Genomic DNA, 11,001 nt, shown 5'->3' with positions numbered 1-11,001 from the left:
ACATATTTACTCATTCCCTCATTTTATCATTATCGCAGCAGAGCTGCGGGGAATTTACCCTCAGAGATTAAAAATAGTAGTGGATTGTTTCATTAGTATTGTAGGGTAAATTCTCTCCGTCACTGTCCTCGCCAGAATAACTTAAAGAGGTATTATTGGAATGATTGATGACTTATAAAAGTGACTTGGTCACTCCTGTGGAGGTTTCTTCGAGAACTTACCCTACTTCAACACTTATCATAACTTTTGAAACAACGTACTAGCAAGATTTTTTTATTTTTCTGACTCATTAAACAATATTCTGTTTTTATATGCTGCTTCTAAGTAAGCAATAAACCTTGCAAAATCACTCGGATATTCATTCCATACTTTTGCTAATGACTTAAAATAATCCATTTCATATTTGTACAAAACTAGATTTTGAACAGCATTATCTGAAAAATCCTCAATATCTTTTTCCTCTAAAAGCCTTGGACATAAGTCATAAGCAGGATTACCTGTTGTATTGTTATTTTTTGGATTGCCGGACACTCCTATTAAACCATCATCATGTAATTTTGAGGGAAAAATGGAGCAAGTAAGAGGCTTGCTTTCATAAATACCACATCTTGAAATTACTTTATCAACCGGCAAAAGAAAATCTTCACCATCCCACTCCTGAAGAAACATACATTTATATGAATCAGGGAAATATCTACTCTTTACACGTTTCATATGAAACGTGTAATATTCATCATTTCCTAGATTTGTAAACTTGAATAATGCCGTTTGTTCTATTATTTTGTCTATATTTTCCTCTTTTACCGGTGCAATTTGAACAAAATATAAATAGTCCAATCCAAGATTTCTTTTGATTTTTAAAATATCATATCCTGTTAAATGGGCATTAAATTTACGGCAACACCCGGCATGACAATTACTACATATTTGCATAATATTCCTTCAATCCAAAAAATATTGCTAGAAAATTATAACCTGAATTTTAAAGTAAAAAAAAGAGGTGAGGAAATATCCCTCACCTCTTTTTTATATGTATTAGTCTTATACTCTTCCGTTTGTTCCAAATACTTGTATTTTATGTTTTACAATCTCTTTTACAGCAGCTCTTGCTGGTGTTAAGTATTGTCTTGGATCAAAGTGTGATGGATTTTCAGCAAAATGCTTTCTAATAGCGCCTGTAAATGCTAAACGGAGGTCTGTATCAACGTTAATTTTAGCAACGCCTAATTTAGTTGCTTGTGAGAACATTTCTTCAGGAACACCTTTAGCACCAGGGATTTCAGCACCGAAGTCATTACAAACTTTTACTAATTCTTCTGGAACGCTGGAAGCACCATGAAGAACTAGTGGGTAGTCAAAACCTACAGCTTTTTGAATTTCAGCTAATCTTTCAAAGTCTAATTTAGCTTCACCTTTGAATTTGTAAGCACCGTGACTTGTACCAATAGCAACAGCTAATGAATCAACACCGGTTCTCTCAACAAATTCAGCTGCTTCTTTTGGATTTGTATAGATAGCATCTTTTTCAGTAACCGAAATATTATCTTCAACACCTGCTAATCTTCCAAGTTCTGCTTCAACTGAAACACCTCTTTGATGAGCATATTCAACTACTTGCTTAACTAAAGCAACGTTTTCTTCAAATGGATGCTTGGATCCATCAATCATAACTGATGAAAATCCACCATCAATACAAGCTTTACAAATCTCAAAATCTTCACCATGATCTAAATGTAGAGAAATTGGAATATCTGAAGAATTTAATGCAGCTTCAACTAATTTAATTAAATATGCCTGATTAGCATATTTTCTAGCACCAGCTGAAACCTGCAAAATCAATGGGGCTCTTAACTCATTACCTGCCTCTACGATCGCTTGAAGAAGTTCCATGTTGTTGACATTATAAGCACCTACAGCATATTTGCCTTTTAAAGCTGCATGAAGTAACTCACTTGTAGGTACTAATTGTCTTGCTGCACACACTGTCATTAACTTATTCTCCTATATATAAGTACTACTACTTTTAGTACAAAGATTATTAACTTTTTAAAATAACAATAAGTTTCTTTAACATGAAGTTTACACCCAATTAATTACTATGACAAGTAATATTAGAATGAAAATAAAATTATAAATTCAATAAAAAATTTGCATTTTTATCATTTACTCGTTTTTAATATAATTAAGTAGTAAATTTCGTACCACATAATATTTGGGATTGAGAAAAATTATGCATTATACCCGTTGGTATGACCAGGATAATTATACAAGACTTTTAATGAGTACATTAGAGCAGCTTGAAGACGAAATTAAAATAGAATTAGCGTCTGACCTTATACAGTTAATTATTCAAAGCAATTATTCTTCAAACCTTGATATATTAATAAAAGAAATAAATGTTCAATATGATTCTTCAAAACGTAGATGGTATGACCAAAATGAAACCGTACTTTCCGCTGTTAAAATGCTTAAATACATATCAACATATGTTAATGGAGACAATAAAAAAGATCTTTTAAGTGAATTTTTACTGTCATTAATCTCATATAACAATCAAAACCCAAAATTAATAGGGGTTAAAAACTAAACAATGAGGCTGTTTCTTGGGACTGATATATGTGAAATTGATCGTATACAAGCTATTTATGACAAATATGGTGAAAAATTCTTAAAAAAAACCTTTACCGATGCCGAAATCAGGTACTGCTTATCAAAACCAAGACAAATTGGATCAAGACTTGCCGTAAGATTTGCTACTAAAGAAGCCGCATCTAAAGCTCTTGGAGTTGGCATAAATAAACTGGGCTGGAATAAGGGTATAAACTGGAAAGATATTGAGCTTATTCGCCAGGAAAATGGCAGTGTAAGCATTAAATTATATGATAAAGCCTATAATTTTGCCAGAGAACTTGGTATAACAAAATGGTCTGTAAGTGTATCTCATAGTAAGGACAACGCTATTTCCACTGTTATTGGCTATAATGAATGATCTTATTCTAGTACTTTGACCAATAAATTATGGAGATGGGAATGTTTTCGTAGGAGCCTTGAAAACTCGAAGAGTTTGAACAGCGACGGAGAAAACATTCCCATCGAAATTATTCGGTCAATCCACTAGTGGAATGCCGCAAAAGTTATAAAAACATACCTCCCATCATAATTGTTGTGTCAAAGTACTAATGCTTTGCTTCAAAAATTAAAAAGGCAAATAGTTAATAATATCTATCAAGCACACGAGTCTGGCCAGTTATGGTGTTAGAATTGAAATCAGTATAATGTGTATGACGATCGTAATAATTTATTAAACTTGATAACGCCATTTCAAGCTTATAAACTCTCTCATCAAGATCATTTACATCCGGCCCCCTAAAAGTACTTGTATTCATTCCTAAATTAGGGTTTTTGGGGGGATTATACATAAAGGTTGATGGAATTGGTTGCTGAAAGGTTTTTACCACTGGTGGCAGGGCATTAGTAGCTACTGGCCTATATTGCATAGTCATTTTTATTTCCTCTGTTCTTATAAAATCTATTTTAATATAAAACAGCTCAATATTAAAAGTTGCCTAAATTTAAAGGTTCTTATACTTTGTGCTCAAATAACTTGGTAATAGTCGAATATTGATCGATAAAGGTAAAACTGTCATTCCGAGGTGGTTAAGCCACAGTCACATTGCTAATAATCTTTGTTTTATGTACAAAATTATTGATGATGAGTTTGTGCCTTTGGCACCGTGGGAATCTTTATAACGTGGCTTATTGCTTATAATTGTTATTTGGAAAGATCGCCACGGTTTCTTTTAGAAACCTCGCGATGACATTACCCTCATATTCTAACCATTACCAATAACTTAATATACTTATTTTGCTTTATCCTAGAATTTCTCTTGATATGTATATTAAAAATTGGGCTGTTAAGAAATCCTTAAAATAATGCATATTAGCTTGATCCGATTGTTTATTTTTAGTAACCTGTACAGTATGCTTGGATAAGGAAAATTTTGAGAGAGAGTTATAATATCTTTAAACTTAAAATCGTCAGGTTACTTACTTTTAAATATTTCTTGTACACATATCAGCAAAATTAGCTTTGCGTTTTGCTAGAATATTTAGTAAATAGAGAAAATTTGTGTTAAATTATGCTCGAAAATAAGAATAAAATTTTATCTGAATTATTAGAAAATCTTGATACAGGAAATCACCAAAGTCCTGAAGAATTGATTTTGAAGCTTAATCAGCTGGAAAATCATCCTCGAGATGAAGCTCTGGAAATATTAAATTTTCTCATTACCAAGAAAACGGATCCCCTAACGCTTTTTCATATAGTTAAAACTATCGGCAAATATAATGATGAAAGCTCTGTTGATCCATTGATAGAATTGCTACTTCTAAGAGGCGAATATCAAGAAAAGGTTAAAAATCCTGAAGATTTTATTAAAGTTCGCTGTCTAATCACCAATATCCTTTCCAATTTAAAGAATGATGAAGCTGTAATGCCTCTTTTATATGTATTAAATAATAAAGATGAAAACTATAAGCTTAGATTAAGCTCTGCTGAAGCTCTTGGCAGAATAGGTGATAAGTATGCTGTCTTACCTCTCATTGATATTGTTTCTAATGAAGAAGAAAGATCAGTGTATCTAAGGGAATCAGCAGCAAAAGCGTTAGGAATGCTTAATGATATTAGAGCAATTGATCCACTTATAAAAATTCTGGAATCAAAAAAAGGAATTATAGATAAATTCACTTTCTTGAAAGAAAAAGCTATTGAATCTATAGGTAAAATAGGTTTTAGGGATGATAAAACAATAAAAGCTTTAAGTAGTGCCTTATTGGATGAATCACCATATATCAGACTTTCTGCAATAGAAACTCTGGCTGAATTAAATGACGACAGAATATTTGGCTTAATTGAACCTCTGATAAAAGATGAAGAAGAAGATGTAGCAAGATGTGCAATTAATGCTCTTTATAACATTGCAGGAAAAAAATATATAATTAATTTAGCTGAGAAACCTGATTTACCGGGCTGGTGCAAAGATGAAATAGAGATGATTTTGGAAGAAGATGAAGAAGAGTATGATGACAATGAATAAATCAATTATTCTCCTGTCAGGAGGTTTAGATTCAGTAATTAGTTTAGCTTGCGCTAAGGAAGAATATAATATTTCTCTTGCTTTAACTTTTAACTACGGACAAAGAGCTAAAAATCAAGAAATTGCAGCAGCAGCGGATATCGCAAAATACTATAATATCGAATATAAAGTTATAAATCTTCCCTGGCTTGCTGAAATTACAAGTACTTCATTAGTAAATATCAGCGAAAAATTACCGGCATTAAAAATAAATGAACTTGACACACTTGATTTAACTGAAGAATCAGCAAAAAAAGTCTGGGTGCCTAATAGAAATGGAGTATTCATAAATATTGCAGCAAGTTTTGCAGATTCTTATAACTATACTCATATAATTTTCGGAGCTAATAGTGAGGAAGCAACAACTTTTCCTGATAATTCACAGGAATTTATTTCTAGAATTAATGAATCTCTCCAATATTCAACTATGGTTAAACCTGAGTTAGTAGCACCACTGATTAATTACAATAAAAAAGAAATTGTAAAAATTGGTATAGAGAAAAAAATTCCTTTTAATTTAATTAGAAGTTGTTACACTGATAACCAAAAACATTGCGGGGAATGTGAGTCCTGTTTAAGATTAAAAAGAGCTCTAACTGAAATTGCAGATAAAGAAACTTGCAAATTAGTATTTGGAGATTAAAATAAGTTTAATATTTATATAGAGTTGAGTATAAAAATGAAATCAAAATTTATTGAAGAAGAAATCCGTTATACAGGAAAAGAGCTTTCTCCTCACTGGATATATAAAAATTTTAATCTCATTGGTGATTCTATTATTGGCTTTACAGGCGAATGTGAAGTAAAACTCGATAATATGGTGGATATTTCTGATGTATTATCAAATAGCCCTATATACAGTAAAAAAATGTTGCACTTTATTGTAGAACACTTTAATATTTCTTTAATTGAGGGAATATTAAGACAAAGACTTTTAGTTAATATTGCCCGAGATGTTATTTTAGACAACTTACCTAAATCCACTGTAATATCTAGACAAGGAGATGATTTGTTTTATAATAAGAGCAAACTCTCAGTGTCAATAGCAACAAAGTCTATCACCTCAGTATTAATACATCTTGGAATAAATATTGATGCGATAGGTGCCCCGGTTGAAGCTTGCGGACTAAAATCGGATTTTAATTTGGAAAACATTGAGGAAATAGCAAATAATATAATAAAGAACTATTGTCGTGAAAATGAAGAGATTATGAAAGCTTCCTGCAAGGTTAGAGGAGTAATTTAAATAAATGAGCATAAAAATAAATACAAATTCGAGAAAACCAAATAAAAAAGTTCCTCCACAGAAATTAAAACCTAACAAAAAGAAATTATTTTTTATTTTCTTTAGTGCTTTTATGGTTTTCTTTTTCTTATGTACATTTATAGCATCAGTATTAACACCCAATATAGACGTTCCTGCCTTAAAAGATGGTCAGAACTTAGACTCATTAACAAGCGAAGACTTCAAAGGACGAATTGACCCACGTTTAAAATCAATAGAACTACAAGAGGACGTAACTCCTGCATCTTCAGATACAGAAAATCCATTCAAGAAAAAAGATACAGAAAGTACAATTTCTCAAGATGAAATAATCCTTGATTCTCAGGTTACCGACACAAACATGGAAGAACCTCAGACCAGTTCTGAATTTAATGAATTCGATCAAGTTCCTTTCGATAATAACAGAAATTCAAGTACAACCAGAGATCAATCTCAAATACAAAAACCAGCTCAAACACAACAAAATCAAATTAAAAAAGCTCAACCCGTAATTAAAACTCCATCACCAACGATTCCAGAACAAAAACCAAATCAAGGTGGAGGTTTAATGTTGAGAGATAAAATAAAAGTTGAACGTGAATCTATCTCCATGAGCAAGGTAGTAGTAGGTGGTTATGCTTCTCCCAGTGAAGCTAAAAGAGTCTCAGAAGAATTAATGAGGACAAATCTCAATATAACTCCGTTTATAAAAGAAAGTAACGGAATATATTCCTTACAAGTAGGTTCTTTCTCAAACCAACAAAAAGCTGAAATCCTGGTTAATGAGCTCAAGAAAAGAAGTGTTCCTGCAAAAATTATTCAAGATTAACAAGATTATATTAAATACTCATTAACAGGACTTACGCAAAAAGGATGTCATGCCGGACTTGATCCGGCATCTATCCAATTAACTTTTATAGCTTAGAATTGCAACACAGACAGATCCCGCATCAAGTGCGGGATGACAATTCCCGTTACTATACAAAAATGACAGAATTAAAAAGAATTTCTACGATTACTAGCAAATGTCATTCGCTAAAATCCAAGATAAATGACTTCTATAGAGAATTTTAGAAATTATTTCTCATTATTTCTACATTTAGGAGAATTTGCGTAAGTACTGTCAGTAAAAGTTTTAGAAGACAGGAATGTCCCTGCATTAATATTAGTTCGTAGAGCTATATTACAAGCACCATGGCTTACTATAGATACTTCATAGACCTCATCATAAACCTTTTTAAGCTCAGATAGATCAATTGATTTATCGCATATTGCAAAAACACTTGGTCCACTACCGGACATCACAGCATTTAAGCAGCCTTTTTTAATTAGATGAGCTTTTATATCTTTAATTACAGGATAATCATTCAGGATTGCAGCCTCAAGAGTATTATTTAATAATGAGGCTATTTTTTGTGTATTATTTTCTTTTATTGCTTCAATCATTGCCTCTGTATTCTTATTTTCAGGCTTGTTCGATAACTTAGAGTATTTATCATAAGCTTCTTTAGCTGAAATGAATAAATCTTTAGGCTTTACAATTATTATATTTAAATCGGGAGTTGGAAGTTTCTTTAGTTTTTCCCCTTTTAAAGTAGCAAGCTGAGTGCCACCATACAGACAAAAATTAACATCAGCACCAATTTGAGAGGCTAAAACAGAAAGTAGTTCATTATCCAAGATTTTTCCAAAAATCTCATTTAAACCATACAGTACCCCAGCAGCATTTGAACTACCCCCGGCTAATCCCGCTGCAATAGGGATATGCTTTTCAATAAAAATACTGACTTTTTTACTGATAATACCTGATTTTTTCAGGTACTTTTCAGCACTGATATAAGCTAAATTTGATTCATCATATGGAATTAGTGGATTATTTCCTGAAATATCAATTATATTATCATGATCGTCATTCTCATCCACAGTAATAGTAAGAAAATCATATAAACTTACAGTCTGCATAATACTCTGAATATTATGATAACCGTCTTTTCTCTTTTCTAAAATCTCAAGAGTCAGATTAATCTTGGCTGGTGTTTTTATTTTTATAGTTTTCATCAATTTATACCAATATAATAAAGGCTGCTCAATTTGTATTTACTTATGCAGTAGTATTAGACCACGCTAATTTATTTGAGAGGTAATTTATCTTCCAATTGCTGTCCTCGACTTCACTTCGTTTCGTCTGTGGAGGCAATTTACAGATAAATTACCTCTCAAGATTTTTAGTCATATTTTCTATGGTCGAGTAGTAGTTCTGCTGCCGGGTTTTTCTGCTTTACTGCCTTGTTTGCACAATGGACAGGCTGATGGATCATATACTTCAGGAGTCATTTGTAATAAAGACTTTATATTTAATCCTGTTTTACCTTCTGATCTATCCACAATACAGCCATAACCAACAATTTCTCCGCCCCATTCCTTTATAATTTCTGCTGTTTCTTTAGCAGACTTTGCTGTAGTTATTACATCTTCCAATATAATTATTCTTTCGCCTTTTGATATTTCAAAACCTCTTCTGATACATAAGGTTCCATCTTTTCTTTCAGCAAAAATTGTTCTTTTATTAAGAGCTCTACCTACTTCATGGGCAATTATAATTCCCCCAAGAGCCGGTCCTACAACCAGATCTATTTCCATATCAAATAACTGTGCTAATCTTGATCCTACTTCACCAGCTATATCAGGATATTGCAAAAGTTTTGCGCATTGAAAATACTGACTGCTATGAAGGCCTGAGCTTAACTCAAAATGTCCTCTTCTGATGCTGTCTGTTCTTTCAAGAAGCTCTAATATTTTAACTTTATCTGTTGTTTGCATTCTTATTCCCCTCGATTAAATCCTGAAGACTCATAATATTATGCTGCATTAATACATTTTCCAGATCCTTAGCTAATTGTTCACTTATACAAGGATTTGTAAAATTAGCTGTTCCTATTTGAACTGCAACTGATCCTACTGCAATAAACTCTAAAACATCGTCAACATTTGATATTCCACCCATTCCTATAATAGGAATATCAAGAACCTGTTTTATTTCGTGTATATAACTAAGTGCAATCGGCTTAATCGCAGGACCTGAATACCCGCCCTTTATATAAGAATGTTCAAGTTTACCATTATTGATAATAGGATTTACCTGCATGCCCTTAACTGTATTTATCGCAGAAACGGCATCTGCACCGGCTTTTTGAACAGCAAGTGCTATTTCAATTGGATTTGATACATTAGGGCTTAGTTTTACAATCAAAGTATTTGAATAAACTTCTCTAACACTAGATACAAGTCTATACAAAGTTTCCTGGTCCTTCCCGAATTCAAGACAACCGGCTTTAACATTGGGACAGGATACATTTAGCTCAATAGCAGGAATTTCAGACTTTTCACAAATTACAGCTAATTGAGCATACTCTTCAAGGCTGAATCCGGCTATATTGAGAATAAAATTTATATTTCTTTCTTTTAATATAGGGAGTTTGTGCTCAATAAAAGAGCATATTCCAACATTTTCAAGCCCTATTGAATTTAGCATGCCACTTTTAACTTCAGCGATTCTTGGTTGAGGGTTTCCGTCTCTTGGATCTAAAGTAATACCTTTAGTAACAATGGCTCCAATATTTTGAATACTCATAAATTCTTCATATTCATCAGCATAACCAAAAGTTCCTGATGCTGTAATTATTGGATTTTTTAGCTTTAATTTACCTATATTTAAAGATAAATCAGGCTTTACAGTTACCATATAATGGATCTCCCATCAAAAACAGGGCCATCTTTACAGATTCTTCTGTTTTTAATTTCATTATTTTCTCTTATTTGTATTGTACATCCCATACATACACCTGTCCCACAGGCAAATTTCCTTTCAAGAGCCAGCTCTGACTTAATATTATATTTATCAGCTATGTCTACAACAAATTTTAGAACCGGAGTTGGCCCACAAGAATAAATTTTTTGTGGATTATGGGTATTTATAATCTCTTCAAGATAATCAACAACCCTTCCTGCATAATTAGATGAGCCGTCTTCTGTTACTATATAATCATCAGCAGGGTTTAATTCTGCAATATTAACTTTCTGTTGAAATCCAGCTGCCAGAATATATGGGATTTGCTTTCTTTTTAGCTCTTCAGCAAGGAATATCATTGGTGCTACGCCAACACCGGCACCTATTAACAATGCTTTCTCACTGGTTATATTAAAACCATTTCCAAACGGCCCAATAAAATCAACCGTATTACCAGATTTAAGTTGTGAAATATATTTAGTTCCTTCTCCTTTAACCTTATAAATAATGTGAATATAATCACCATCTACATTAGCTATACTAAAAGGTCTTCTAAGGACTAAATCTTTGCACAAAATAGAAATAAACTGGCCAGGAATTGCCTTTTGAGCTATATCCTGACCATTTAATATAATTTTATAAATATCTTCTGATAACGGTAAATTATCAATAATTTCTGCCGTTATTGGGTGTTTTTTTGTATCTGTTAATTTTAGATTCACCATATCCATACGCAATTTATGGTAGCACAGAATAAATATCTCATACAAATTTAACTCAACCAAGCTTACTTATAAAGCTATTAAATTATGAAA

At 32.3% G+C, this 11,001-nt stretch carries 13 protein-coding genes; 6 read left to right on the top strand and 7 right to left on the bottom strand.

The window, feature by feature from the left end; translation table 11 throughout:
* Positions 1 to 273 precede the first annotated feature (273 nt).
* A complete protein-coding gene (locus tag A2255_02510) occupies positions 274 to 933 on the bottom strand; it encodes a hypothetical protein (GenBank protein OGI19562.1) in 660 nt (219 codons plus the stop codon).
* A gap of 108 nt (positions 934 to 1,041) precedes the next feature.
* Positions 1,042 to 1,989, bottom strand: coding sequence for a fructose-1,6-bisphosphate aldolase, class II (locus A2255_02505; GenBank protein ID OGI19561.1), 948 nt, complete (start codon positions 1,987 to 1,989; stop codon positions 1,042 to 1,044).
* A gap of 241 nt (positions 1,990 to 2,230) precedes the next feature.
* Here A2255_02505 and A2255_02500 point away from each other — a divergent pair, with 241 nt between their 5' ends.
* Together A2255_02500 and A2255_02495 are read left to right on the top strand one after the other, a co-directional pair.
* On the top strand, positions 2,231 to 2,587 hold the full coding sequence (locus A2255_02500) for a hypothetical protein (GenBank protein OGI19560.1): 357 nt from the start codon (positions 2,231 to 2,233) through the stop codon (positions 2,585 to 2,587).
* 3 nt (positions 2,588 to 2,590) lie between these two features.
* Entirely contained in the window at positions 2,591 to 2,989 is a 399-nt protein-coding gene (locus A2255_02495) for a holo-[acyl-carrier-protein] synthase (GenBank protein ID OGI19559.1), read from the top strand.
* 223 nt (positions 2,990 to 3,212) lie between these two features.
* Here the strand turns inward: A2255_02495 and A2255_02490 are convergent, their stop codons facing one another.
* Positions 3,213 to 3,503 (bottom strand): hypothetical protein, encoded by a 291-nt coding sequence (locus tag A2255_02490; GenBank protein OGI19558.1) that lies wholly within the window; start codon positions 3,501 to 3,503, stop codon positions 3,213 to 3,215.
* Positions 3,504 to 4,139: 636 nt separating this feature from the next.
* On the opposite strand from A2255_02490, the gene A2255_02485 reads away from it, so the two are divergent.
* From A2255_02485 to A2255_02470, 4 genes are read left to right on the top strand one after another with little or no spacing between them, the layout of a single operon-like run.
* Positions 4,140 to 5,096 (top strand): hypothetical protein, encoded by a 957-nt coding sequence (locus A2255_02485; GenBank protein ID OGI19557.1) that lies wholly within the window; start codon positions 4,140 to 4,142, stop codon positions 5,094 to 5,096.
* Positions 5,089 to 5,778: a 7-cyano-7-deazaguanine synthase QueC gene (locus A2255_02480; GenBank protein ID OGI19563.1), complete on the top strand. Its 690-nt coding sequence runs from the start codon at positions 5,089 to 5,091 to the stop codon at positions 5,776 to 5,778. Before A2255_02485 ends, A2255_02480 begins: the two co-directional genes overlap by 8 nt.
* 36 nt (positions 5,779 to 5,814) lie before the next feature.
* Positions 5,815 to 6,381 carry a hypothetical protein gene (locus A2255_02475; protein OGI19556.1) on the top strand — a complete coding sequence of 189 codons (567 nt, stop codon included), beginning with the start codon at positions 5,815 to 5,817 and terminating at the stop codon, positions 6,379 to 6,381.
* Positions 6,382 to 6,385: 4 nt separating this feature from the next.
* Positions 6,386 to 7,228 (top strand): hypothetical protein, encoded by an 843-nt coding sequence (locus A2255_02470; GenBank protein OGI19555.1) that lies wholly within the window; start codon positions 6,386 to 6,388, stop codon positions 7,226 to 7,228.
* Between the two features lie 248 nt (positions 7,229 to 7,476).
* Here the strand turns inward: A2255_02470 and A2255_02465 are convergent, their stop codons facing one another.
* The 4 genes from A2255_02465 to A2255_02450 form a co-directional block, all read right to left on the bottom strand.
* On the bottom strand, positions 7,477 to 8,457 hold the full coding sequence (locus A2255_02465) for a 4-(cytidine 5'-diphospho)-2-C-methyl-D-erythritol kinase (GenBank protein ID OGI19554.1): 981 nt from the start codon (positions 8,455 to 8,457) through the stop codon (positions 7,477 to 7,479).
* Between the two features lie 180 nt (positions 8,458 to 8,637).
* Positions 8,638 to 9,219, bottom strand: coding sequence for an orotate phosphoribosyltransferase (locus A2255_02460; protein ID OGI19553.1), 582 nt, complete (start codon positions 9,217 to 9,219; stop codon positions 8,638 to 8,640).
* On the bottom strand, positions 9,203 to 10,141 hold the full coding sequence (locus A2255_02455; protein OGI19552.1) for a dihydroorotate dehydrogenase B catalytic subunit: 939 nt from the start codon (positions 10,139 to 10,141) through the stop codon (positions 9,203 to 9,205). The genes A2255_02460 and A2255_02455 overlap by 17 nt, the downstream gene beginning before the upstream one ends.
* A complete protein-coding gene (locus A2255_02450; GenBank protein ID OGI19551.1) occupies positions 10,135 to 10,917 on the bottom strand; it encodes a hypothetical protein in 783 nt (260 codons plus the stop codon). The genes A2255_02455 and A2255_02450 overlap by 7 nt, the downstream gene beginning before the upstream one ends.
* Positions 10,918 to 11,001: the final 84 nt, after the last annotated feature.

Source organism: Candidatus Melainabacteria bacterium RIFOXYA2_FULL_32_9 (genome assembly GCA_001784615.1).
Lineage (GTDB): Bacteria > Cyanobacteriota > Vampirovibrionia > Gastranaerophilales > UBA9579 > UBA9579.
This window is presented reverse-complemented; position numbering and strand designations above follow the sequence as displayed.